The 23,256-nt window shown below is 71.8% G+C and carries 22 protein-coding genes; 6 read left to right on the plus strand and 16 right to left on the minus strand.

Features of this window, described 5'->3' with window-relative positions; translation table 11 throughout:
- The first annotated feature begins 110 nt into the window (after positions 1 to 110).
- Together ACIQMV_RS01875 and ACIQMV_RS01880 are read left to right on the plus strand one after the other, a co-directional pair.
- On the plus strand, positions 111 to 1,313 hold the full coding sequence (locus ACIQMV_RS01875; RefSeq protein WP_402590371.1) for a hypothetical protein: 1,203 nt from the start codon (positions 111 to 113) through the stop codon (positions 1,311 to 1,313).
- A gap of 239 nt (positions 1,314 to 1,552) precedes the next feature.
- On the plus strand, positions 1,553 to 2,584 hold the full coding sequence (locus tag ACIQMV_RS01880; RefSeq protein WP_402590373.1) for a phosphatase PAP2 family protein: 1,032 nt from the start codon (positions 1,553 to 1,555) through the stop codon (positions 2,582 to 2,584).
- 39 nt (positions 2,585 to 2,623) lie between these two features.
- Here the strand turns inward: ACIQMV_RS01880 and ACIQMV_RS01885 are convergent, their stop codons facing one another.
- Both ACIQMV_RS01885 and ACIQMV_RS01890 read right to left on the minus strand, forming a co-directional pair.
- Positions 2,624 to 2,839, minus strand: coding sequence for an I78 family peptidase inhibitor (locus ACIQMV_RS01885; RefSeq protein WP_141362342.1), 216 nt, complete (start codon positions 2,837 to 2,839; stop codon positions 2,624 to 2,626).
- A 404-nt stretch (positions 2,840 to 3,243) separates the two neighbouring features.
- A complete protein-coding gene (locus ACIQMV_RS01890; RefSeq protein ID WP_402590376.1) occupies positions 3,244 to 3,960 on the minus strand; it encodes a transglycosylase family protein in 717 nt (238 codons plus the stop codon).
- 541 nt (positions 3,961 to 4,501) lie between these two features.
- Here ACIQMV_RS01890 and ACIQMV_RS01895 point away from each other — a divergent pair.
- A complete protein-coding gene (locus ACIQMV_RS01895) occupies positions 4,502 to 5,335 on the plus strand; it encodes a hypothetical protein (protein WP_402590378.1) in 834 nt (277 codons plus the stop codon).
- 37 nt (positions 5,336 to 5,372) lie between these two features.
- Positions 5,373 to 5,747 carry a hypothetical protein gene (locus ACIQMV_RS01900; RefSeq protein ID WP_402590380.1) on the plus strand — a complete coding sequence of 125 codons (375 nt, stop codon included), beginning with the start codon at positions 5,373 to 5,375 and terminating at the stop codon, positions 5,745 to 5,747.
- Between the two features lie 55 nt (positions 5,748 to 5,802).
- Here ACIQMV_RS01900 and der read toward each other — a convergent pair whose 3' ends face one another.
- The 5 genes from der to aroH all read right to left on the minus strand — a co-directional run bounded on the left by der (position 5,803) and on the right by aroH (position 10,285).
- Entirely contained in the window at positions 5,803 to 7,287 is a 1,485-nt protein-coding gene (gene der, locus ACIQMV_RS01905; protein ID WP_402590382.1) for a ribosome biogenesis GTPase Der, read from the minus strand.
- 67 nt (positions 7,288 to 7,354) lie between these two features.
- Entirely contained in the window at positions 7,355 to 7,978 is a 624-nt protein-coding gene (locus ACIQMV_RS01910; protein WP_402590966.1) for a lysophospholipid acyltransferase family protein, read from the minus strand.
- Positions 7,979 to 8,055: 77 nt separating this feature from the next.
- Positions 8,056 to 8,751: a (d)CMP kinase gene (cmk, locus tag ACIQMV_RS01915; RefSeq protein WP_402590384.1), complete on the minus strand. Its 696-nt coding sequence runs from the start codon at positions 8,749 to 8,751 to the stop codon at positions 8,056 to 8,058.
- Positions 8,752 to 8,840: 89 nt separating this feature from the next.
- Positions 8,841 to 9,926: a prephenate dehydrogenase gene (locus ACIQMV_RS01920; RefSeq protein ID WP_402590386.1), complete on the minus strand. Its 1,086-nt coding sequence runs from the start codon at positions 9,924 to 9,926 to the stop codon at positions 8,841 to 8,843.
- Positions 9,923 to 10,285: a chorismate mutase gene (gene aroH, locus ACIQMV_RS01925; protein WP_225076036.1), complete on the minus strand. Its 363-nt coding sequence runs from the start codon at positions 10,283 to 10,285 to the stop codon at positions 9,923 to 9,925. Before aroH ends, ACIQMV_RS01920 begins: the two co-directional genes overlap by 4 nt.
- 217 nt (positions 10,286 to 10,502) lie before the next feature.
- On the opposite strand from aroH, the gene ACIQMV_RS01930 reads away from it, so the two are divergent.
- The gene (locus tag ACIQMV_RS01930; RefSeq protein ID WP_402590388.1) at positions 10,503 to 10,976 is read left to right on the plus strand and encodes a Rieske 2Fe-2S domain-containing protein; all 474 of its coding nucleotides are present in this window, start codon (positions 10,503 to 10,505) and stop codon (positions 10,974 to 10,976) included.
- Between the two features lie 22 nt (positions 10,977 to 10,998).
- On the plus strand, positions 10,999 to 11,691 hold the full coding sequence (locus tag ACIQMV_RS01935; RefSeq protein WP_402590390.1) for a DNA polymerase beta superfamily protein: 693 nt from the start codon (positions 10,999 to 11,001) through the stop codon (positions 11,689 to 11,691).
- A 25-nt stretch (positions 11,692 to 11,716) separates the two neighbouring features.
- On the opposite strand, the gene ACIQMV_RS01940 is transcribed toward ACIQMV_RS01935, so the two are convergent.
- The 9 genes from ACIQMV_RS01940 to ACIQMV_RS01980 form a co-directional block, all read right to left on the minus strand.
- Positions 11,717 to 12,778 carry a pseudouridine synthase gene (locus ACIQMV_RS01940; RefSeq protein ID WP_402590392.1) on the minus strand — a complete coding sequence of 354 codons (1,062 nt, stop codon included), beginning with the start codon at positions 12,776 to 12,778 and terminating at the stop codon, positions 11,717 to 11,719.
- Complete coding sequence (scpB, locus tag ACIQMV_RS01945) at positions 12,778 to 13,452, minus strand: SMC-Scp complex subunit ScpB (protein ID WP_141362321.1); 675 nt, start codon at positions 13,450 to 13,452, stop codon at positions 12,778 to 12,780. Before scpB ends, ACIQMV_RS01940 begins: the two co-directional genes overlap by 1 nt.
- A complete protein-coding gene (locus ACIQMV_RS01950; RefSeq protein WP_402590967.1) occupies positions 13,449 to 14,498 on the minus strand; it encodes a segregation and condensation protein A in 1,050 nt (349 codons plus the stop codon). Before ACIQMV_RS01950 ends, scpB begins: the two co-directional genes overlap by 4 nt.
- Before the next feature lie 488 nt (positions 14,499 to 14,986).
- A complete protein-coding gene (locus ACIQMV_RS01955; protein WP_402590394.1) occupies positions 14,987 to 15,556 on the minus strand; it encodes a hypothetical protein in 570 nt (189 codons plus the stop codon).
- Positions 15,541 to 16,677 (minus strand): ParA family protein, encoded by a 1,137-nt coding sequence (locus tag ACIQMV_RS01960; protein WP_141362315.1) that lies wholly within the window; start codon positions 16,675 to 16,677, stop codon positions 15,541 to 15,543. The genes ACIQMV_RS01955 and ACIQMV_RS01960 overlap by 16 nt, the downstream gene beginning before the upstream one ends.
- Before the next feature lie 400 nt (positions 16,678 to 17,077).
- Positions 17,078 to 18,202: an alanine dehydrogenase gene (gene ald, locus ACIQMV_RS01965; RefSeq protein ID WP_141362313.1), complete on the minus strand. Its 1,125-nt coding sequence runs from the start codon at positions 18,200 to 18,202 to the stop codon at positions 17,078 to 17,080.
- 135 nt (positions 18,203 to 18,337) lie between these two features.
- Positions 18,338 to 20,425, minus strand: coding sequence for a tetratricopeptide repeat protein (locus ACIQMV_RS01970; RefSeq protein WP_402590397.1), 2,088 nt, complete (start codon positions 20,423 to 20,425; stop codon positions 18,338 to 18,340).
- 160 nt (positions 20,426 to 20,585) lie between these two features.
- The gene (locus ACIQMV_RS01975) at positions 20,586 to 21,212 is read right to left on the minus strand and encodes an NUDIX hydrolase (RefSeq protein WP_141362309.1); all 627 of its coding nucleotides are present in this window, start codon (positions 21,210 to 21,212) and stop codon (positions 20,586 to 20,588) included.
- 85 nt (positions 21,213 to 21,297) lie between these two features.
- Positions 21,298 to 22,965 carry a CTP synthase gene (locus ACIQMV_RS01980; protein WP_141362307.1) on the minus strand — a complete coding sequence of 556 codons (1,668 nt, stop codon included), beginning with the start codon at positions 22,963 to 22,965 and terminating at the stop codon, positions 21,298 to 21,300.
- Positions 22,966 to 23,256 lie beyond the last annotated feature (291 nt).

Consider the following 23,256-nt stretch of genomic DNA (forward strand, 5'->3'; position numbering starts at 1 on the left):
GGCGTGCGCCACTCCGCTTCCCCGTGAATGCCCCGTAAGTTCCCGGTGAGCGCCCCGTGGGCGTGCCCCGGTGGCCGCTCCGGTTACCGGCAGCACCGATAATCGAGTCCGTGAGCGATCTTGCGACGCGCGTGGCAGTGGTCCGCGCCGGGGCCCTGCGCAGGGCCGCCCCGGCCCTCCTCGGGTACGCCGCCGTGCGTGCTCTGGGTCTGGTCGCCCTGGCGCTGTGGAGTGCCGAGCGCGGCAAGAGCGCGTACACGCTGCTGACCGCCCGCTGGGACTCGCTCTGGTACGCCGGGGTGGCCGGGCTCGGCTACGGCTACGAGGTACGCCTGCCGAACGGGGACGTGCACTCGAACCTGGCCTTCTTCCCGCTGCTGCCCTGGCTGGAGCGGCTGCTCGCCGCGGTGAGCCCGCTGTCGTACGCCGACGCGGGCTTCGCGGTCAGCCTGGCGGCCTCCCTCGCCGCGGCCTGGGGGATCTTCGCGGTCGCCGATCACGTGTACGGCCGCGGGACCGGCGTCGCGGCCGTGCTGCTGTGGGCGGTGCTGCCGGTCGGGATCGTGCAGTCCATGGCCTACAGCGAGTCGCTGTTCACGGCCCTCGCCGCCTGGGCGCTGTACGCCGTGCTCACCGGCCGCTGGGTGACGGCGGGCACCCTGGCCCTGCTGGCGGGACTGACGCGGCCGGTGGGTCTCGCGGTGGTCGCGGCGGTGTGGGCGGCGGCGCTCGCCTCGTTCGTGGAAGACCGGAGCGCCACGGCGGCGGACGGCGCGCCAGACGCGCACCGCGCCCCGGCCGCCACCGGGCACGCCACCGCCCGCCGCCTGCTCGGCATGGCGCTCGCCCCGCTCGGCGCCGCCGGATACGTCCTGTGGGTCGGCCACCGCACCGGCAAGGGCCTTTTCGGCTACCTCCACGTCCAGGCCGGCTGGCGCAACGGCTTCGACGGCGGGTACGCCTTCGCCCGCTTCGTCGCCGACAAGTTCACGACCTTCCCCTCGGCCCTCGCCGGGGCCGGGCTGATCCTCGGGGTCGCCGGGGTCATCTGGCTGTACGTCACCGGCGTACGGCAGCGGCAGCCGCTCGCGCTGCTGGTGTACTCGGGTGTCGTGACCGCACTCGCCCTGTGCGCGTCGAGCTACTTCGGTTCCAAGCCGCGCCTGTTGCTGCCCGCCTTCCCGCTGCTGCTGCCGCTCGCGTCGGCGCTCGCCCGGACGCGCGTGGCCCGGTCGGCGCTGATCGTGGGCGGCGTCGCGGTGGCCTCGGCGGTCTACGGGGCGTTCTGGCTGAACGGCTCCGGTCCCCCGTGACCGGACGGCTCCGACCGGCCGAGGGCGCACGGCATTTCATCCGGACGTTCGGTCAACGCATTCATAAGCGCCGCATAAGCGTCCCACCGGAATGATCAAAGGAAATGCGGGACGGGTTCGTTCGTGATTGCGGATTCCGTGGATATAAAGCCCCGTTGAGAGCAATCCCACATCACGTGGTCATCACAAATCACGTGCTTCGTCAGGGAACACACCTCACTCGCTGTAACGTCGATTGGGTGCGTACCGAACGAACCCTCACCCGCCTGGACCGGGTGTTCGCCAGGCTGGACCGTGAGCCGCAACGGCCGGCGCACATCGACATGCCGCGAATGAGCCGCCACCGGTTCGTGCTCTTCTCGGCGACGCTCGCCTTCTACCTGGCCATCGTCTGGGCCGTGGTCACCACCTCGTGGCTGGTCCGGCTCGACTGGCAGGTCATGTTCTTCCGGCCGTACCAGCAGTGGCCGCAGATCCACGCGTTCCTCGACTACTACGTGGTGCTCGGCCAGCGGGGCCCCACCGCCGTGATGGTCTGCGCATGGCTGGGCTGGCGCTCCTGGCGGCAGCACACGCTGCGCCCGCTGCTGACCCTCGCCGCCTCGCTGCTGCTGCTCAACGCCACGGTCGGCGCCGCGAAGATCGGCATGGGACGTCTGGGACCCCACTACGCGACCGTCATCGGCTCGAACGAGATGGGCCTGGGCGGCGATATATTCCCCAGCGGCCACACCGCCAACGCCGTGGTGACCTGGGGCATCCTGGCCTATCTGGCCTCCACCCCGAGAGCGCGCCGCTGGCTGTCGGCACTGTCCGCGGTGACAGCGCTCGGCGTCGGCCTGACCACGGTCTACCTGGGGACGCACTGGCTGAGCGACGTGCTCCTCGGCTGGGCCGCGGGGCTGCTGATCCTGCTGGCGCTGCCGTGGTTCGAGCCGCTGATCGCCAGGACCGAGGTCGCCCTGTTCGACCTGCGCGACCGCTGGCGTGCCCGTCCCGGCCGCCCGGCACCCGTGCCCGCGCCCGCCGCACCCGTCGGCGCGCCCGTCGTGTTCACCCCACGCGCCCCCGCCTCGGACGAGACCCCGGTGGCCCACGAGACGGTCGGCGCCGGACGCACGCCCCGGCCACCGGCCCACCTCGCCCCGGGCCGGCACACGGGCCGCTCCGAGCGCACGACGGTCACCCCGGCCGGCAGCCGCAGGCCGCCGCACCCCGACCGCGTCCCCCGCGGCACGGCCTCGGCGGCCCGCCCCCTGACGGGCAGTTGACGACGGACCGCCGCGGGATCCGGGAGCGCCGGCGGCGGTTCAGCCCTTCCAGGCCCGTGCCACGCGGCCGTCCCGGACCTCGAAGTTCAGCCGTCCGAACCGGTACTCCATGGTGATGATCGCGCCCGGCGGCAGTGACCGCACCGTGCTCCAGCCCCGTTCACGCGCGAGCCGTTCGGCCTGTCCGGCCTCGAGGCCGACATATGCGTCGGGGTTGTCCTGGGGTTCCGCCGGCGGAGTGGGAATCGGTGCCATACCGCCACGCTAGGTGCCCGCTCGCGCCGGGGAAAGCCCACCCCGGCACGCGGGTCACTCGATCCTCTCCTGTCACACTTGTGTCACAAGCCCCAGCCTCCGGAACGGTCTCACTCCGTCACACGTACGGGCGGTTCCGCCCCTCTTCCGCAGTCCCGCGAACGCAATTCCCACCGGCCGGGACAGCGCCCGGATAAGCCCGGCCGAATGCGCCGCGAGAAGCGTTCCGCGAACCGCACCGGGACGCCCTCGCATTCCGAATCCGCGGCCGTTCCCGGAAGCTGACACGGCAGGGGAATTCCACCCGTTCCGCTGCCGGAGCGAGCGCCCCGCCGGACGGCGGAAGGCCCCGCCCGGTCGGTGGACCGGACGGGCCCTGGGCCCGTGGCGGGAGCCGGAGCGGCTCAGAGTTCGAGGCGCTGACCGGGCACGATCAGATCGGGATCGCCTCCGATGACGGACCTGTTGACGGAGTGGAGCCACTGCCAGGTGGTCCCGTGCCGGGCGGCGATGCCGCTCAGCGTGTCGCCCGCGCGCACGGTGTACGCGCCGCGGGAGGCGCCGCGGTTCGGGTGGCCCGCCTCGCGCGCCGGCGCCGTCGACGGCCGCCGCGGCGGGACCGCGTCCCGTGTCTTCTGCCGGCCGCCCTCCTGGACCGGCTTGTCCGCCGACTTGGGTGTGCTGTGCGCCGATTCGGTCGTCGTCCCCGCCCCGGATCCGGCCGCGGGTGCGCTGCCGTACGCCCCGGCCCGGGCCGAACAGACCGGCCACGCGCCCCAGCCCTGGGTCTGCTGGACCCTGGTGGCGACGGCGATCTGCTGGGCCCTGGAGGCCCGGTCGGCGGTGGGCGCGTAGGCCGTGCCGCCGTAGGCGCGCCAGGTGCCGGCGGCGAACTGGAGCCCGCCGTAGTAGCCGTTGCCGGTGTTGATGTGCCAGTTGCCGCCGCTCTCGCACCGGGCGATGCGGTCCCACACGCCGGCGTCCGCCGCGTGGGCGTTGCCGGTGGCGGCCAGCAGCCCGAGCGGGGCGAGCAGGGCCGCCCCGGCGAGAGCCGCCGTCGTCCGTGCCCTGCGGGCGTTGTCGCGCGTGGTGTCGTGGCTCTTGTCGGCACATTCGGACATGTGGATCCCTCTCGAAGCACTCGGGGTCCCCCAAGGCGGGCGTGCCCGCCGCGCATGGACGCGGCCGGCCCGCTCGCCCCGTCCGCCGCACGAGGTCGTACCGAGCCGTGCTCGGCCCGGTGCGGTCGGCGGACGTACCCGAGTGGTGCTCGTTGCACACGGCTGAGGAATGTAAGGAGCGGACGGAGCCCGGATCAACCAACCGCCCGTTCCGGCAGGCCAGTTCACCGTTACCGGCGGTACAGACTTTTTTCCGACACCCACTTCATTCACTGATTTCCTGATTTTTCGACCACCGGCACCCTCGATCTGTGACTCACTTCACCGACCCAACGCCTTTGCACTTGCGGTGAGTTGACCGTGAGTGCCGGATTCCGTACCTGCCGTCACCCTCCGCACGGGATGGTTCGATTCCGTTCGCCGGAGGGCGTGACTCCCGCCACAGATCACCCGTTGTCTTCTTCATGAGCCGGGTCCCTCCCGGTTCATGGGCCGGGAGCCACCCGGCTCCGCCACGCACAGCATCCCGAGGGAGCCACCCGTGCCGCGCATGCTCGACGTCAGCGACGCCGTACGCGCCGAGATCGGCGACGAAGAAGCCGACCGGCTGCTCGCCGGACAGAACGCCCCGGGCAGTTACGACTGCACGTCCTGCCGCACCCCCGGCAACTCCGAACAGGAGCGCACCAGCACCGTCCTGTTCGTCGGGGACGAGACCGCCGTCCTTGCCTTCGCCCACGCCACCTGCCTGCCCTCGCAGGTCGTCCAGGTCACCGAGGAGCAACTGCGGGGCGCGGTCCGCTCCATCAACGGAAACACGGGCCCCTCCGGCAGGGTGCCGGAGCAGACCCCGCCCCAGTGGAGCGCGCCCGAGCAGGCCGTGCCCCAGAAGGCGATGCCGGAGCAGGCCGTGCTCGGGATCACCAGCGGACTCGTCCTGATCGCCGGGGAGTTGCACCCCGCCCTGGTCGTCGAGCCGACCGCGCCCATCGTGCGTCCGGGCTCGCTGGGCGGCGCCGACGAGTTCCTGCCGCTGCTCATCGAGCAGGGCTACGCCCCGGTGACCGAACTCGCCGCCGTGCCGCCGGTACTGCACGGCTGGTCGGTGCTGCTCGCCGTGGGCCAGCTGCACGCCGTCCTCCAGCCCCAGGCCAACGGCGGCCAGCCGGTGGCCTGGTGGCAGGCGCACCAGCCGCTCCAGGTCACCGACGGCTGGCGGGCGGCCGCCAACAAGCACCAGCAGGTGATCATGTTTGCCGCGCCGGTCGGGTCCATCGGGCGGCAGCCGCGGGAGGACCTGCTGCGGGACGCGCTGGACAAGGCCGCGGCGGGCGGAAGGCTGGTCGCGGCGACGCTGCCGCTCGCCGGGACCTGAGCCGCATCCCTTCCGGTTCGGGGTCGTTTGGAGATACGTGCACGCATATGACGTTCCCCGCCGCCAGACCTACCCGCCCATCCCCTCCGCGCGGACGCCCCAGGATCATCACGGCGGCCCATCGGCCACGCCGATCTACGACGCGCTCTACGCCGAGTACGTCAAGTCCTACCGGACCCTGCCGGGCGACCGCAGCGGCGAGGAGGATCTGGGTTTTGTAGCGTTCGGGAACCTGCCGCACGATACGGGCTCCACCGTGTACGGCGCCTACAGCCTGGGGGCCTACAGCACCCGCCATGGCACGGTGCGGCAGCAGACGCAGTGGCAGCGGGTCGGAACGATCGGGCGGCAGGAAACCGGGATGCACCACGTTCCCGCGGCCCTGCCACCGGCTCCGCGGCGCGGAATCTGATCCGCCGACGGCGAAGGGGCGGCCCCCGTTCAGGGCCGCCCCTTCGTCGTCGCCGCTACTTCTTCTTCGCGCCGCGCTTCTCGCGCACCCGCACCGAGATGTGGATCGGCGTGCCGTCGAAGCCGAACTCCTCACGCAGCCGTCGCTCGATGAACCGCCGGTAGCCGGCCTCGATGAACCCGGAGGCGAACAGCACGAACCGCGGCGGCTTGGTGCCGGCCTGGGTGCCGAACAGGATGCGCGGCTGCTTGCCGCCCCGGATCGGGTGCGGGTGGGCGGCGACCAGCTCGCCGAGGAAGGCGTTGAGGCGGCCGGTCGGCACCCGGGTCTCCCAGCCGGCCAGCGCCGTCTCGATCGCCGGGACCAGCTTCTCCACGTGCCGTCCGGTCTGCGCCGAGACGTTGACGCGCGGGGCCCACGCGATCTGCGCGAGCTCGGTCTCGATCTCCCGCTCCAGGTAGTAGCGGCGCTCCTCGTCGAGGGTGTCCCACTTGTTGTAGGCGATGACGAGCGCGCGGCCCGCCTCCACGGCCATGGTGATGATCCGCTGGTCCTGCACCGAGACGGACTCGGAGGCGTCGATCAGGATGACGGCGACCTCGGCCTTCTCGACGGCGGCCGCGGTGCGCAGCGAGGCGTAGTAGTCGGCACCCTGCTGGAGGTGGACACGCTTGCGGATGCCTGCGGTGTCGACGAACTTCCAGGTCTTGCCGCCCAGTTCGATCAGCTCGTCGACCGGGTCGCGGGTGGTTCCGGCCAGCTCGTTGACAACGACGCGCTCCTCGCCCGCCACCTTGTTCAGCAGCGAGGACTTGCCGACGTTCGGGCGGCCGATGAGGGCCACCCGGCGGGGGCCGCCGACGCCGCTCCCGCCGAACGTCTCGCGCGGCGCCTCGGGGAGCGCCTCCAGGACGCGGTCCAGCATGTCGCCGGTGCCGCGGCCGTGCAGGGCCGAGACCGGGTGCGGCTCACCGAGGCCGAGCGACCACAGGTACGTGGCGTCCGCCTCGCCGCTCGGGCCGTCGACCTTGTTGGCGCACAGCACCACCGGCTTGCCCGCCTTGCGCAGGAGCCGTACGACGGCCTCGTCGGTGTCGGTGGCGCCGACCTTGGCGTCCACGACGAACACCACCGCGTCGGCGGCCTCGATGGCGTACTCGGCCTGCGCGGCCACGGAGGCGTCGATGCCGAGGACGTCCTGCTCCCAGCCGCCGGTGTCGACGACCTTGAAGCGGCGTCCCGCCCACTCGGCATCGTAGGTGACGCGGTCGCGGGTGACGCCCGGCTTGTCCTCGACGACCGCCTCACGGCGGCCGATGATGCGGTTCACCAGAGTCGACTTGCCGACATTGGGGCGGCCGACGACGGCGAGGACGGGCAGCGGGCCGTGTCCGGCGGCCTCGATGGCGCCCTCGACGTCCTCGATGTCGAAGCCCTCTTCCGCGGCGAGCTCCATGAACTTCGCGTACTCGGCCTCGCCGAGCGCCCCGTGCTCGTACTCGTGCTCGGCCGAGCCGTCGGGCTGGATGTCGTCGTTCATGAAGTCCGTACCTCGTCGTTCATCGTGGTGATCGGTGGAGCACCACCGGTTCGCGGTGATCCACTACTCAAGTGTCGCCCAGGGCCCGTCCGGCGGACAGGCCCTGGCGCCCGGTCAGCCGCCGGGCGTTTTCCAGGTGGTCGGTGAGCTGCTTCTGGATGCGCTCGGTCGCCTCGTCCAGGGCCCGGCGCGTACGCCGCCCGCCCTCGTCGCCCGCTTCGAACGGGTCACCGAAGACGACGTCGACCCGGTGGCGCAGCGGGGGCAGCCCCTTTATCAACCGTCCGCGCCGCTCGGAACTTCCCAGCACGGCCACCGGGACGATCGGGGCGCCGCTGCGGACCGCGAAGTAGGCGAGCCCGGCCCGCAGGGAGGCGAAGTCGCCCTCGCCCCGGGTGCCCTCGGGGAAGATCCCGAGGACGCCGCCCTGCTTCAGGACGCCGAGCGCCCGTGTGATCGCCGAACGGTCGGCGGAGTGCCGGTCCACCTGAAGCTGGCCGATGCCGGTCAGGAAGGGGCCCAGCGGGCCGACGAACGCCTCCTTCTTGATCAGGAAGTGCACCGGCCGGGGTGCCACGCCCATGACCATCGGGCCGTCGACGTTGTGCGCGTGGTTGACCGCGAGGATCACCGGGCCGGCGGCGGGCACCTTCCAGGCGCCCAGCACGCGCGGGCGCCACAGCCCGTACATCAGCCCGACGCCGATCCGCCGGCCGACGTCGGCACCGCGCTCCGACGGAGGACCCGCCGCACGCTCCGGCGGACGGTTCACTTCGCGGCCCGCTTCTCCTCGACGAGGGTGACCACGCACTCGATGACCTGTGCCAGCGACAGCTCGGTGGTGTCCACCTCGACCGCGTCGCCGGCCTTGGCCAGCGGGGAGGTCTTGCGGCTGGAGTCGGCCGCGTCGCGCTTGATCAGGGCCTCGCGCGTGGCGTGGACGTCGGCGCCCTTGAGTTCACCGCTGCGCCGGGCGGCGCGGGCCTCCGGGGAGGCGGTGAGGAAGATCTTCAGGTCGGCGTCCGGCAGCACGGTGGTGCCGATGTCGCGGCCCTCGACGACGATCCCGGCCTCGGCGGACACGGCCAGCGAGCGCTGGAGCTCGGTGATCCGGGTCCGCACCTCCGGTACGGCACTGACCGCGCTGACCTGGGCGGTGACCTCCTGGGTGCGGATCGGACCGGCCACGTCCACGCCGTCGACGGTGATCGTCGGGTGGGCGGGGTCGGTGCCGGAGACGATCTCGGGCTTGCCGGCCACCGCGGCGATCGCGGTGGGGTCGTCCATGTCGATCCCGTTGGTCACCATCCACCACGTGATCGCCCGGTACTGGGCGCCGGTGTCCAGGTAGCTCAGGCCGAGCTGTGCGGCCACGGCCTTCGATGTGCTCGACTTGCCCGTGCCGGAAGGACCGTCGATGGCGACGATCACAGGCTGGACGGTCCGGGCGGCGCCGTTTTCCACAGCGGGGCACCTTCCTGGTGAAGGGTGGTGGGTGGTGTGCGGGACGCGAGAGCGCCCCGCACAAGGTTACTGGCTTCCCGGAGGCCCTCTTACTGGCGGATGGCCCAGCCCCGCTCCCGCAGGGCGGAGGTGAGGACCGGTGCTGCCTTCGGCTCGACCATGAGCTGCACCAGGCCGGCCTGCTGCCCGGTGGCGTGCTCGATGCGCACGTCCTCGACGTTGACCCCGGCCAGTCCCGCGTCCGCGAAGATGCGGGCCAGTTGGCCGGGCTGGTCGTCGATGAGGACCGCGACGACCTCGTACACCCGCGGCGCGGACCCGTGCTTGCCGGGAACCCGGACCTGGCCGGCGTTGCCCCGCCGCAGCACGTCCTCGATGCCGGCGGCGCCCTCGCGGCGCTTGGCCTCGTCGGAGGACTGGAGGGCGCGCAGGGCCTGCACGGCCTCCTCCAGGTCGATGGAGATGTCGGAGAGCAGGTCGGCGACCGGTTCCGGGTTGGCGGACAGGATGTCGATCCACATCCGCGGGTCGGAGGCCGCGATCCGGGTCACGTCCCTGATGCCCTGCCCGCACAGCCGTACGGCCGCGTCCTCCGCGTTCTTCAGACGCGCGGCGACCAGGCTGGAGACCAGGTGGGGCATGTGGGAGACGAGGGCCACGGCACGGTCGTGGGCGTCGGCGTCCATGACGACCGGGACCGCCCGGCAGTGCGAGACGAGCTCCAGGGCCAGGTTGAGGACCTCGGTGTCGGTGTCCCGGGTGGGCGTGAGCACCCAGGGGCGGCCCTCGAAGAGGTCACCGGTCGCCGCCAGCGGACCCGACTGCTCGCGGCCCGACATGGGGTGCGTGCCGATGTAGCCGGTCAGGTCCAGGCCCATCGACTCCAGCTCACGGCGCGGGCCGCCCTTGACGCTGGCCACGTCCAGGTAGCCGCGGGCCGCACCGCGGCGCATGGCGTCGGCGAGCACTCCCGCCACGTGCGCCGGCGGCGCGGCGACGATGGCGAGGTCGACCGGCCCGTCCGGGGCCTCGTCCGTGCCGGCGCCGAGCGCCGCGGCCGTACGGGCCTGCTCCGGGTCGTGGTCGGCGAGGTGCACGACCACCCCGCGCTGGGCGAGAGCCAGGGCGGCGGAGGTGCCGATCAGCCCGGTGCCGATCACGAGTGCGTTTCTCACTGGGCGATGTCCTTGCGCAGGGCGGCCGCCGCGCCGAGGTAGACATGGGCGATCTCGTCGCGCGGCCGGTCGGACTCGATGTGCGCGAGGACGCGGACGACGCGGGGCATGGCGCCCTCGATGTCCAGTTCCTGGGCGCAGATCAGCGGTACGTCGACGATGCCGAGCTTGCGGGCCGCGGCGGCCGGGAAGTCGCTGTGCAGGTCGGGGGTGGCCGTGAACCAGATGCTGATCAGGTCGTCCGCGGTCAGGCCGTTCCGCTCCAGGACGGCGGTGAGCAGCGCCCCGACCTGCTCGTCCATGTGCCCGGCCTCGTCCCGCTCGAGTTGGACGGCCCCCCGGACCGCTCGTACCGCCACGGCGCTGCTCCTTGCTGAGGTGAATCGGGTCTCGTGTCCAGCCTAGTCAGACCACGTGGGCCGGGTGGCCGGCGCCCGTCCGCTGAGACGACCGGGGAAACGGGTGGTTTATTACGTGCTGTCACGATGTGCTTCGACTTGACCGTATTCGATGCGAAGATGCTGATGCTCCGCTCGGAGCTCTTCCCTCCTTCCCCCGGAACCCCGGAGTGACGACATGACCCAGGGCTCGACGCGGCGCACGGTTCTCGCCACGAGTGCGGTGGCGCTCGTGGCGGCGGGCTGCGGCACCAAAGCCAGCAGCAACCCCGAGACGTCACCTTCCGCGGAGGCGACCTCCCCCTCGGACAAGACGACGTCCCACCCTTCGGCGGCGTCCGGCGCCACGGAGGGGTCCGCCACCGGACCGGAACTGGCGAGTACGGCCGACATCCCGGAAGGCGGCGGCAAGGTCTTCGCCGAGCAGAAGGTCGTGGTCACCCAGCCGAAGAAGGGCGAGTTCAAGGCCTTCTCGGCGATCTGCTCGCACCAGGGCTGCACGGTGGGCAAAATCTCCAACGGCATGATCGACTGTCCCTGCCACGGCAGCAGGTTCCGCATCGCCGACGGCTCGGTGGCCAACGGGCCGGCGGTCAGCCCGCTGGACGCCAAGCAGATCAAGGTGGAGGGAAATTCCATCCACCTGCTGTGAGGATCCGCGTACGCTCCCGGGCATGCAGCCCGAGGACCTGGTGCGTGACCACACCATCTACACCTGTGTCATGGGGTCACGGGCCTTCGGGCTGGCGACGGACGACAGCGACACGGACCGCAGGGGCGTGTTCGTCGCGCCCACTCCCCTGTTCTGGCGCTTCGAGAAGCCGCCGACGCATGTGGAGGGGCCCCTCGACGAGCAGTTCAGCTGGGAGCTGGAGCGCTTCTGCGCGCTGGCGCTGCGCGCGAACCCCAACATCCTGGAGTGCCTGCACTCGCCCCTGGTGGAGTATGTGGACGACACCGGCCGCGAACTGCTGTCCCTGCGTGGCGCGTTCCTCTCCCGACAGGTGAGCGGGACATTCACCCGCTACGCGCTGAGTCAGCGCGGGAAGCTCGAAGCCGATGTCCGCACGCACGGCGCCCCGCGCTGGAAGCACGCGATGCATCTGCTGCGCCTGCTGACCAGCGCCCGCGACCTGCTGCGCACCGGCACGCTGACGGTCGACGTCGGCGACCGGCGCGAACCGCTCCTGGAGGTGCGGCGGGGTGAGGTCCCGTGGCCCGAGGTCGAGTCCCGGATGGCCCGCCTGGCCGCCGAGACCGAACGGGCCGCCGACCGCACCCCGCTCCCCGCGGAGCCCGATCACCGACGCGTGGCGGACTTCCTGCGCCGTGTCCGCCACGCGTCGGCCTGCCGGGGAGACGTCTGAGCAGGCCTGATCCAGACGGAGGACCCTAGAGGTCGACCTCGTTCATCAGCATGCCGACCTCGGTGTTCGACAGGCGGCGGAGCCAGCCGGACTTCTGGTCGCCCAGGGTGATGGGGCCGAAGGCGGTGCGGACGAGCTTGTCCACCGGGAAGCCCGCAGCGTCGAGCATGCGGCGGACGATGTGCTTGCGGCCCTCGTGGAGGGTGACCTCCACGAGGTAGTTCTTGCCGGTCTGCTCGACGACCCGGAAGTGGTCCGCGCGCGCGTAGCCGTCCTCCAGCTGGATGCCGTCCTTGAGCTGCTTGCCCAGGTCCCGCGGGATCGGGCCGACGATGTGCGCGAGGTAGGTCTTGCGCACGCCGTACTTCGGGTGGGTCAGCCGGTGCGCCAGCTCGCCGTGGTTCGTGAGCAGGATCACACCCTCGGTCTCGGTGTCGAGGCGGCCGACGTGGAAGAGGCGCGTCTCGCGGTTGGTGACGTAGTCACCGAGGCACTGGCGGCCCTCCGGGTCCTCCATGGTGGAGACGACACCGGCGGGCTTGTTCAGCGAGAAGAACTGGTACGACTGCGTGGCCACGGTCAGGCCGTCGACCTTGACCTCGTCCTTCTCCGGGTCGACCCGGCGGCCCTGCTCCAGGACGATCTCGCCGTTGACCTCGACCCGGGCCTGCTCGATCAGCTCCTCGCAGGCGCGCCGGGAACCGTAGCCCGCGCGGGCGAGCACCTTCTGAAGCCGCTCGCCCTCCTGCTCGGCGCCCGGGAAGGTCTTGGGCAGCTTGACGTCCTTCTTCCCGGCGTACCGCTCGCGGTTGCGCTCCTCCATCCGCGTCTCGTACTCGCGGGAGCGGGCCGGAGCCGTACGGCCGCCCTGCTGGGGCTGCCTGGGGCCGCCCTTGGCGCCACCGCGCGCGGATCCGCCGCGCCCGGACTTGGGGCCGTCCTTGGTCGCGCCGGGGCCGACGTCGTAGCGGCGCTCCTCGGGTCGGGGCTTGCGGGGGCGGCCCTGCCCCTGCCGCTCGTCCCTGTTGTTGCCGGCACCGCGGTAGTCGCCGCGCCCGCCGTTCCTGCCGCTGCCGCTGCTTCGCATCAAAATTCCGTCGTCGTGTTCGTCGTGTGGTCGCCGTCTGCGCCCGGCGCGTCATCGGGAGCGTCCGGGTCGAACGACGGTACGCCCTCCTGGGTCTCGGCCTCGATCGCCTCCGCCTCAGGGAGGAAGGGCGCGAGTTCCGGGAGTTCGTCCAGACCGCGCAGGCCCATCCGCTCCAGGAAGTAGTTCGTCGTCCTGTACAGGATCGCACCTGTTTCGGGTTCCGCGCCCGCCTCCTCGACCAGACCGCGTTGGAGCAGCGTACGCATGACTCCGTCGCAGTTGACTCCGCGGACGGCGGAGACGCGGCTGCGGCTGACCGGCTGGCGGTAGGCGACCACGGCGAGGGTCTCCAGGGCGGCCTGGGTGAGCCGGGCCTGCTGGCCGTCCAGGACGAAGCCCTCGACGGCGGCCGCGTACTCGGGGCGGGCGTAGAAACGCCAGCCTCCGGCGATCAGCCGCAGCTCGAAGCCGCGGCCCTGCACCGTGTACTCGTCGGCCAGTTCGCGCAACGCGTCCGCGACCTGCCGGCGGGGCCGTTGCAGGATCTTCGCGAGGTGCTCCTCGGTCGCGGGCTCGTCCACGACCATGAGGACGGCCTCCAGGGCGGGCCTGAGGTCGAGGTCGGCGACGGTGCTCGGGGCCGCGGACGGGTCGGTGGTCTCCTCGTTCACGCCTTCTCCTCCTCCTTGGGCTCCTTGGGCTCCTTGGGCTCCTCGGGCACCTCGGGCACCTCGGGCGGACGGTCGAACTCGTCCGTCACGGTGGGCGTCTCGTCCCCGTCACCGCCGGTCCAGCGCACGATCAGCTCGCCGAGGGCGGTCTCCTGGTCCAGGGCCACGGCCTTCTCGCGGTACAGCTCCAGCAGGGCGAGGAAGCGGGCCACGACGGTGAGCGTGTCGTCGGTGTCGGCCACCAGTTCCCGGAAGCCGGCCTCACCCAGCTCCCGCAGCCGGGCGATCACGATCCCCGCCTGCTCCTGCACGCTGACCAGCGGCGCGTGGATGTGGTCGACGTACACCTGCGGCTTGGGCTTGGGCTGCATCGCCTTGACGGCGAGTTCGGCGAAGCGCGCCGCGCCGATGCTGATGACGACCTCGGGCAGCAGTTCGGCGTGGTGGGGTTCCAGCCCGACGGTACGGGGGCGGCGCCGGCCCTCCTCGTCCAGCCGGCGGCTGAAGATGTCGGCGATCTGCTTGTACGCGCGGTACTGGAGCAGCCGGGCGAACAGCAGGTCGCGTGCTTCGAGCAACGCCAGGTCGGCCTCGTCCTCGATCTCCGCCGCGGGCAGCAGCCGGGCCGCCTTGAGGTCGAGCAGGGTGGCGGCCACGACCAGGAACTCGGTCGTCTGGTCCAGGTCCCAGTCGGGTCCCATGGCCCGGATGTGCGCCATGAACTCGTCGGTGACCTTGGACAGGGCCACCTCGGTGACGTCGAGCTTGTGCCTCGAGATCAGCTGGAGCAGCAGGTCGAACGGCCCCTCGAAGTTGGCCAGCCGAACCTTGAACACCCCGTCACCGAGAGCACCGTCCCCCTCGCCGGCCCCTTCGGACGACGGCCCGGCCTCGGCCCCCACACCTGAAGCGGCCTCGGGCCTCGACGCGGCTTCCGTCCGGCGCACCTCGTCGGCTTCCGCTCCGGAAGCAGCACGAGCCTCCGCCCGGGAACCGTCCGCGACCGCCGGCTCCGAAACGTCCCCCGCCGCCAGCACGGCCTCCACCCGGCGGCCCGCGTCAGCCTGCTGTCCGAGGGCGCCACGAACCTCCGCCCGGGAACCGTCCGCGATCCCCGGCTGCGAGACATCGCCGGCACCCGGCCCGGACGTCGTGCCGGAACCGGCGCGGGGCAGGGGCGAGCCGCCTGGCCCGGCCGCCGCACTCTCGGCGACGCCGATCGCCGGCTCGGCCGGCTGCCCGGCGGCCGGGCCCACGGCCGGGCCGTCTCCCGGGAGGTCCACCGGAGGCTCAGGAGCCCGTACCGGCGGCTCGGAAGGCTGCTCGGCGGTCCCGGGTGCGGGCATGGGCTCCGGAGGCGCGGCCGGCGGTTCGGGGCGCTCGTCCTGGGGCGCGGGCGGCTCGGGTGGATGAGCCGGGGGTGGGGATGCCGTTCCCGGGCCGCGGCCGAGGGCGCGTCTGCGGCCGGTGGGGGTGGGAGCGTCGTTCGAGGTCATTGCCGTCGCAGGCTACCGCTTACCGCCCGCGCGGACGGCTAACGGCCGCGCAGCCGCCGTACCAGGATGCTCGCCTCGCCCCGGGACTCCAGGTCGGCCAGCACCACGGCGACCGCCTCGCGGACGATGCGCCCGCGGTCCACGGCGAGCCCGTGCTCGCCGCGGAGCACCAGCCGGGCGTGCTCCAGGTCCATGAGCTCCTCGGCGGACACGTACACGGTGATCTTCTCGTCGTGCCGTTCCCGTCCGCTGGGCCGGCGCGCCGCGCCGCGGCCCCGCTTGCGCGGCTGCGCGGCGGCAGAACCTTCCGGCGCCGCCGCCGGACGCCGTGCGGGGCGCTCCCCGGTCGCGGACCGGCTGCGGGACTCGCCCGCGTCCGTCGGTCCCGCCTCCACCGCCACGTGCTCCGCGCCCTCGCCGTCGCCGCCCTGCGCGGGCACCGACTGCGGCGCGTCCTCCGCCGAGGCGGCCGCGTCACCCTCCGCCGCGGGGGCGGGCACCCGGGCCTCGCCGCCTGCCTGGCGTCGGGGAGTGGACGGCTGGAGCGCCATTCCCCCTGTCGTACGGAACAGTTCGTCGGCCCCCGGCAGACTCACTCGGCGTGACACCGGGCGAGCACCTCCCTGGCGAGCTGGCGGTAGGCGGCGGCACCGACGGAGTTGGAGGCGTACGTGGTGATCGGCTCACCGGCGACCGTGGTCTCCGGGAAGCGGACCGTGCGTCCGATGACCGTGTGGTAGACGTGGTCGTCGAACGCCTCGACGACACGCGCGAGCACCTCACGGCTGTGCACGGTGCGCGAGTCGTACATCGTGGCCAGGATCCCGTCGAGCTCCAGCTCCGGGTTGAGGCGCTCCTGGACCTTCTCGATGGTCTCGGTCAGCAGAGCCACACCGCGCAGCGCGAAGAACTCGCACTCCAGCGGCACGATCACCTTGTGCGCGGCCGTGAGGGCGTTGACGGTGAGCAGACCGAGCGAGGGCTGGCAGTCGATGACGATGTAGTCGTAGTCGTCCATCAGCGGCTTCAGGGCGCGCTGGAGTGTCGACTCACGCGCGACCTCGCTCACCAGCTGGACCTCGGCGGCCGACAGGTCGATGTTGCTGGGCAGCAGGTCCATGTTGGGGACCGCCGTCTTCAGCAGGACCTCGTCCGCGGACATGCCCCGCTCCATGAGCAGGTTGTAGACGGTGAGGTCGAGCTCCATGGGGTTGACGCCGAGACCCACCGACAGCGCGCCCTGCGGGTCGAAGTCCACGAGCAGCACCCGGCGGCCGTACTCCGCGAGCGCGGCACCCAGGTTGATGGTCGACGTGGTCTTGCCGACGCCGCCCTTCTGGTTGCACATCGCGATGATCTTCGCGGGGCCGTGGTCGGTCAGCGGACCCGGGATCGGGAAGTACGGCAGCGGGCGTCCGGTCGGGCCGATGCGCTCACGGCGCTGGCGGGCCGCGTCGGGCGCGAGCGTGGCCGCGTACTCGGGGTCGGGCTCGTACTCGGCGTCGGGGTCGTAGAAGTGCCCCTCGGGCAGTTCGTCGTAGTCGGCGAAGTGGTTGTGGGGCGCGCCACTTCCGTCGCCGGCCATGGCGTTCACGTGATGGCCATCCATGCTTGGGTGTGCTGGCTGAGTCACCCCTGGTGTCCGGTGACTCTGGTGGGCTGCGAAGGTGCGCACAGCAACGGAGCCGACAGCCTCGAGCCGCGTGGGGCCCTGGCCCGTCGCAGGCATTCCTGGTTGACCACCCCCGGGAGAAAATGTCGACTCATTCACAAGTCGTCTTACCTCCTTGGTGACCAGGGAACTTCTAGACAGGTCAGCGTGGCACCATGCCGACGATTGGCGACTCTATGGCGTGTCGGCGGTCCGCAGCAACACAATCCGCCGGACCCGGCCCGATGTGTCGGTAATGGAACAACCCTCTGTCAAGGGCGTACGACCGTCGCACGGCAGGTTTCACCGGTGCGTGAATCGGTCGAATGGTTGCGTTCGAGGCGAGTTGACCGAGTGCGGCGAAGTGACCATACACACATCCGGCCGGACCTTGTGGGACAAGGTCCGGCCGGTCGTGCGAGGTTGACGACACGTGTTGACGTATCGCCTTTCACACCTTGGCGACTTGGCGACCCGCTCAGCCGAGCAGGGACTCCAGCGCGACGTGCTCCAGGCCGAGGGCCTCGGCGACCTCGCGGTAAACGACCTTGCCCTCGTGGGTGTTGAGGCCCTTGGCCAGCGCCGGGTCACGGCGCAGCGCCTCCACCCAGCCGCGGTTGGCGAGTTCGACGATGTACGGCAGCGTGGCGTTGGTCAGTGCGTAGGTGGAGGTGTTGGGCACGGCACCCGGCATGTTGGCGACGCAGTAGAACACCGACTCGTGGACCTTGAAGGTCGGCTCGGCGTGCGTGGTCGGGTGGGAGTCCTCGAAGCATCCGCCCTGGTCGATCGCGATGTCGACAAGGACACTTCCGGCCTTCATCCGGGACACCAGCTCGTTGCTGACCAGCTTCGGGGCCTTGGCGCCCGGGACGAGCACGGCACCGACCACGAGGTCGGCCTCCACGCAGGCCTTCTCCAGCTCGAAGGCGTTGGAGACGACGGTCTTGATCTTCGTGCCGAAGATCTTGTCCGCCTCCTTGAGCTTGTTGATGTCCTTGTCCAGGAGGGTCACGTGGAAGCCCAGACCGATGGCGATCTGCGCGGCGTTCCAGCCGGAGACGCCACCGCCGATGATGACGGCCTCGCCGGCCGGCACGCCCGGGACGCCACCCGGCAGCACACCGCGGCCGCCCGCGGCGCGCATCAGGTGGTAGGCGCCGACCTGCGGCGCGAGACGGCCCGCGACCTCGGACATCGGGGCGAGCAGCGGCAGCGCGCGATTCGGGAGCTCGACGGTCTCGTAGGCGATCGCCGTGGTGCCGGACTCCAGCAGGGCGTCGGTGCACTCCTTGGAGGCGGCCAGGTGCAGGTAGGTGAAGAGGATCTGGTCCTTGCGGAGGCGGTGGTACTCCTCGGCGATGGGCTCCTTGACCTTCAGCACCATGTCGGCGGCGGCCCAGACCTCGTCCGCGGTCTCGAGGATCCGGGCGCCGGCGGCCACGTACTCCTCGTCCGGGATCGAGGAGCCGACGCCCGCGTTCCGCTCGACGACGACCTGGTGGCCGTTACGCACGAGCTCGTGCACGCCGGCGGGGGTGATGGCCACCCGGAACTCGTTGTTCTTGACTTCGCGGGGGATGCCGACCTTCACGTCGATCACGGTCCTTGGCTCAGAGAATGTGGGGCAATATCAGACGTACCCCGGCATGCGAGGGCATACCAGGCAACACCGCAGGAGAGCGAGCGGCAGAACCAGTCTAATGAAGGCTTTCTCTCTGTCTAGCCTTTCATTGCATCAATCTTCAGCGGATGCACTGCGGATTTCGCAGGCATTGCCGTCTCCTGCCGTCAAGGGGCCCTCCGGACCGCCCTCCTCGGCCGCAGGGACCTCGTCGCCGAGCATGCGCCGGGCCGTTCCGCGGTGCAGGGCCGCCGTGGCCGTGTCGCCCAGCCGCTCCAGGGTGTCGGCGAGCCGCAACTGGAGCGCCGCCTGGAGCCGTACGTCCTCGGCGTGGCGGGCCCACTCCACCGCCTCCTGGCAGGTGCGCAGACAGTCCTCGGGCCGCCCGGCGTACTCCTGGACGCGGGCCAGCTCGCTCAACGCCCGCGCGTGGGCGGCGACATCGCCCGCCTTGCGGTGCGCGGCGACGGCCGCCCGCCAGTTGCGCAGGGCCTCGCCGTAGCGGCCCGTGTAGGTGTGCGCGGTGGCGATACGGCCGTAGAGGCGGGCGGCGTCCTCGCGCTCCTCGCGCGCGAGCCGCCGCGCCAGGGCACGGCCGAACCAGTCGGCGGCCCGGTCGTAGTCCCCCAGCTCCTGGTGGGCGCTGCCTACGGATTCCATGGCGCGGCTGATCGCGTACGGGTCGTCGGCCTCCCGCCCGGCGTCCAGCGCGGCCCGGTAGCGGGCCAGAGCCGCCGCCGTACGCCCGGTGCGGGCGTCCAGGTCGGCGAGGTTCAGCAGGGCGGCGGCCTTCTCCCGGGGCAGCCCGCGCCGCTCGGCCACGTCCAGGACGAGCCGGTGGATGCCGTAGAGGTCACCGGCGGCGGCCTGGGTGCCGATGTGCGCCACCATGGCCCGCACCAGCTGGGACATCAAGCGGCGGGCCAGGGTGTCCAGTTCGCCGTCGGCGACGGCGAGCCGGGCCGCGGCGAGCAGGGCGGGCCTGCGGGCGCGCAGCCACTTCTCGGCGGCCCGCGGAGTGGCGAAGCGCAGCCCGGGAGGCAGGCTCTTCAGCTTCTCCCTGGTCTCGGGGCTGTCGGTCTCGGTGATCGCCCGGCAGGACTGGAGCAGCCGCACGGTCCGCTCCAGCATCCGGGCGCGGGCGAGCCGCAGCTCGGCGGGGCGGTCCTGGCGCTGGGCGAGGTCCGCCAGCAGCGGGTGCAGGCAGCCGGGGACCTCGTAGCACGGCAGCGGCGAGGGGACGGCGCGCAGCACGCCGAGTTCGGCGAAGTCGTCGAGGAAGCCGCGGGCGGCCTCGACCGAGCAGCCGGCGAGCGCGGAGGCGGTCTGCGGGTCGACGTCACCGGCCGGGGCGAGGGAGAGCAGGCGCAGCAGCCGGGCGGCCGGGCCGGACAGGGTGCCGTGCACGAACCGCAGCACCCGGTCGAGGGCGGAACGCTCGTCGGGGTCGGCGCGCAGCTGCTTGGCGAGGTCGGCGACGGCCGCCTGGGGGTGGGCGGCGAGCCAGCCGCCGGCCAGGGTCAGCGCGGCGGGCTGGCCCTGGCAGACCTCGATCAGGCTCTCGGCGGCGCGCGGGTCGACGGTGATGCGCACCGGGTCGATGCGCTGCGCCAGCAGTTCCACGCCGGACTTGGTGTCCAGGCCGCCCAGGGTGCACGGGCGGACGTCGGCGATCCCGGTGAGCGGGCCCCGGGAGACGGCGACGAGCAGGCAGTCGGCGTTCTCCGGCAGCAGCGCGTCGACCTGGTCCGCGCCGGCCGCGTCGTCGAGCAGGAGCAGGGCCCGGCGCTCGGCGAGGGCGGTGCGCAGGGCCTCGGTCAGGTCGTCCTCGGCGGCGCCGGGCGGGGTCGGCAGATCGAGGGCCGTGAGCAGGTCGCGGGCGACCGCCTCGACGGGTACGGGGGTGCCGTCGGACTCGGTGAGCCCGGCGCGCAGCACACCGCCGGGGTAACGCTGCGCGACCTGCCCCACCAGTTCCTCGGCGAGCGCCGTACGGCCGGAGCCGGGCCTGCCCGCGATCAGCAGGACGCGTGCGCGCGGCTCCTTGCGGCCGGCCAGGGTGTCGAGGCCGGCGCGCTCGATGTCGGCGCGCAGCTCCTTCAACTCCCGTGTGCGGCCCAGGAAGAGACTCTTCGCGGCAGCGGGGAACCGGTCCCCGCCGGACAGGTTCACGCCACCTGCGTCCACCGCCTGATCCGTCACGGGCCACACTCCCGTCCCACGCACGTGCAAGCCCGCCGGGACTCCGGTTCGGGCGTTTCCAGAGCCTAGTTCACGCTCTGCGACGAACCGTGAGGAGCACGGCGGACACGTCGCCCGATCGGATCAGGCGATCGTCACACCGCAGGGGTCGACGGTGTGTTCAGGACGCGAAGGGGCGCGCCGGCCAGGGCGCCTCGGCCGGGCGCAGTGCGTCCAATCCGTCCCCCCGGCGCGCGGCGACCAGCGACAGGACGCCCACCACCAGGCAGTTGTTGTGCAGTTCGCCCGCGAGCACGCCCCGTACCAGTTCGTCCACCGGGATCCGCGCGTGCTCCATGTCGGTCTCCTCGTGCTCCGCCGCGAAGCGCTCGCCGACCGCCTCGGACAGGCCCCGGGCGAGGAAGATCCGCACGGACTCGTCGCAGCCGCCCGGGGTGGTGTAGACGTCGGTCAGCACCCGCCAGTCCTCGGCCTTGACGTGGGCCTCCTCGTACAGCTCGCGCTGGGCGGCGTGCAGCGGGTTCTCGCCGGGAACGTCGAGCAGGCCCGCCGGGATCTCCCACAGCCGCTGCCGCACCGGGTGGCGGTACTGGCGGATCAGCAGCACCCGGTCCTCCTCGTCGAGGGCGAGGACGGCCACGGAGCCCGGATGCACCTGGTAGTCGCGGGTGACCACGGAGCCGTCGGGCATGACGACGTCGTCGGTGCGGACGGAGGTCTTGCCGCCGACGAACGGGGTGCTGGTGGCCCGGATCTCCCACTCCTCCGGGATGTCCTTGATCGTCATGCCCTGGCCTTTCCGACGTGCGCAAACAGAACGGGGGTGCGCACCTTTGACAGTACGCACCCCCGCAACCGTACAACCGGGTGTGCTACTTGGAGTTCTTCCGCTCGACGGCGGCCTTCACCAGGCCCGCGAACAGCGGGTGCGGACGCGTCGGGCGCGAGCGCAGCTCCGGGTGCGCCTGGGTGGCGACCAGGTAGGGGTGGACCTCGCGCGGGTACTCCACGTACTCGACGAGCTTGCCGTCCGGGGAGGTGCCGGAGAAGACGATGCCCGCCTTCTTCTCCAGCTCCGCGCGGTAGGCGTTGTTCACCTCGTAGCGGTGGCGGTGGCGCTCCTCGACGTACTCCTTGCCGTCGTAGACCTCGCGCACGATCGAGCCCTCGGCCAGCTTCGCCGGGTACATGCCGAGCCGCATGGTGCCGCCCATGTCGCCCTCGCCGGCGACGATGTCCATCTGCTCGGCCATGGTGGAGATCACCGGGTGGCCGGTGGCCGGGTCGAACTCGGTGGAGTTGGCGTCCGCGATGCCGGCGAGGCTGCGGGCGGCCTCGATCACGATGCACTGCAGGCCCAGGCACAGGCCCAGCAGCGGGATGCCGTTCTCACGGGCGTAGCGGATGGCGCCGACCTTGCCGAGCACGCCGCGGTCGCCGAAGCCGCCCGGGATGCAAATGCCGTCGACGCCGGCGAGCTGCTGCTCGGCGCCGGCCGCGGTCTTGCAGTCGTCGGAGGTGACCCACTTGATCTTCACCCGGGCCCTGTTGGCGAAGCCGCCCGCGCGCAGCGCCTCGGTCACCGACAGGTAGGCGTCGGGCAGGTCGATGTACTTGCCGACCAGGGCCAGGGTGATCTCGTGCTCGGGCTTGTGGACGCGGTCCAGCAGGTCGTCCCAGGTCGTCCAGTCCACGTCGCGGAAGGGCAGGTCCAGCTTGCGCACGACGTAGGCGTCCAGGCCCTCGGAGTGCACGACCTTCGGGATGTCGTAGATCGACCGGGCGTCGGGGCAGGCGACCACGGCCGCCTCGTCGACGTCGCACATCAGGGAGATCTTGCGCTTGATCGCGGTGGGCACCTCGCGGTCACAGCGCAGCACGATCGCGTCCGGCTGGATGCCGATGTTGCGCAGCGCGGCGACCGAGTGCTGGGTCGGCTTCGTCTTCAGCTCCCCGGAGGGACCGATGTAGGGAAGCAGCGAGATGTGCACGACGAAGACGTTGTCCCGGCCGACCTCGTGGCGGACCTGGCGGACGGTCTCCAGGAACGGCAGCGACTCGATGTCGCCGACCGTGCCGCCGACCTCGGTGATGACGACGTCCACCTCGTCGGTGGCCATGCGCCGGATGCGGTGCTTGATCTCGTTGGTGATGTGCGGGATGACCTGCACCGTGTCGCCCAGGTACTCGCCGCGCCGCTCCTTGGCGATGACCGTGGAGTACACCTGGCCGGTGGTGACGTTGGCGGAGCCGTCCAGGTCCCGGTCGAGGAAGCGCTCGTAGTGGCCGATGTCCAGGTCGGTCTCGGCGCCGTCGTTGGTGACGAACACCTCACCGTGCTGGAAGGGGTTCATCGTGCCCGGGTCGACGTTGAGGTACGGGTCCAGCTTCTGCATCACGACGCGCAGGCCCCGGGCCTTCAGCAGCATGCCCAGGCTGGAGGCGGTGAGGCCCTTGCCGAGCGAGGAGGCGACACCCCCGGTGACGAAGATGTGCTTGGTCGTCGTGGCTTTGCTGTTTCGGAAAGCAGCGGGCGGCATGGCCAAGAGGGGGCTCCCGTGGTCGCGGTCTGTCGTGCGGTACGGCTGGCCGGTCCGGGGAACCCGGTGTCCGGCTGAGGCGCCGTCGCTGCGGTTCGGGGGTTTCGAGCCCACCGGTCCACGGGCTACCAGGGTATCAGCGCCTGACGGGCATGGCTCCCGGCCACGCTCCGCGCACGCTCCGACACGTGCGCGTACCACTCACAGGTCCCTCACCCATGGCTCACTCGTTCGGCGCACCCGGGTTGCCCGGAGCGGCACGCAGATCATCTACGTGCGTCGTATCCTGCT

This window comes from Streptomyces sp. NPDC091412 (genome assembly GCF_044756885.1).
Taxonomy (GTDB): Bacteria; Actinomycetota; Actinomycetes; order Streptomycetales; family Streptomycetaceae; genus Streptomyces.

Excerpts from the sequence above, each read along its gene's own strand:
- ACIQMV_RS01890 (WP_402590376.1), bottom strand. The coding sequence starts at position 3,960 with ATGTCCGAATGTGCCGACAAGAGCCACGACACCACGCGCGACAACGCC.
- ACIQMV_RS01940 (WP_402590392.1), bottom strand. The coding sequence starts at position 12,778 with ATGCGAAGCAGCGGCAGCGGCAGGAACGGCGGGCGCGGCGACTACCGC.
- ACIQMV_RS01930 (WP_402590388.1), top strand. The coding sequence starts at position 10,503 with ATGACCCAGGGCTCGACGCGGCGCACGGTTCTCGCCACGAGTGCGGTG.
- ACIQMV_RS01935 (WP_402590390.1), top strand. The coding sequence starts at position 10,999 with ATGCAGCCCGAGGACCTGGTGCGTGACCACACCATCTACACCTGTGTC.
- ACIQMV_RS01885 (WP_141362342.1), bottom strand. The coding sequence starts at position 2,839 with ATGGCACCGATTCCCACTCCGCCGGCGGAACCCCAGGACAACCCCGAC.
- ACIQMV_RS01980 (WP_141362307.1), bottom strand. The coding sequence starts at position 22,965 with ATGCCGCCCGCTGCTTTCCGAAACAGCAAAGCCACGACGACCAAGCAC.
- ACIQMV_RS01975 (WP_141362309.1), bottom strand. The coding sequence starts at position 21,212 with ATGACGATCAAGGACATCCCGGAGGAGTGGGAGATCCGGGCCACCAGC.
- ACIQMV_RS01960 (WP_141362315.1), bottom strand. The coding sequence starts at position 16,677 with ATGCCTGCGACGGGCCAGGGCCCCACGCGGCTCGAGGCTGTCGGCTCC.
- der (WP_402590382.1), bottom strand. The coding sequence starts at position 7,287 with ATGAACGACGACATCCAGCCCGACGGCTCGGCCGAGCACGAGTACGAG.
- ACIQMV_RS01910 (WP_402590966.1), bottom strand. The coding sequence starts at position 7,978 with ATGTACGGGCTGTGGCGCCCGCGCGTGCTGGGCGCCTGGAAGGTGCCC.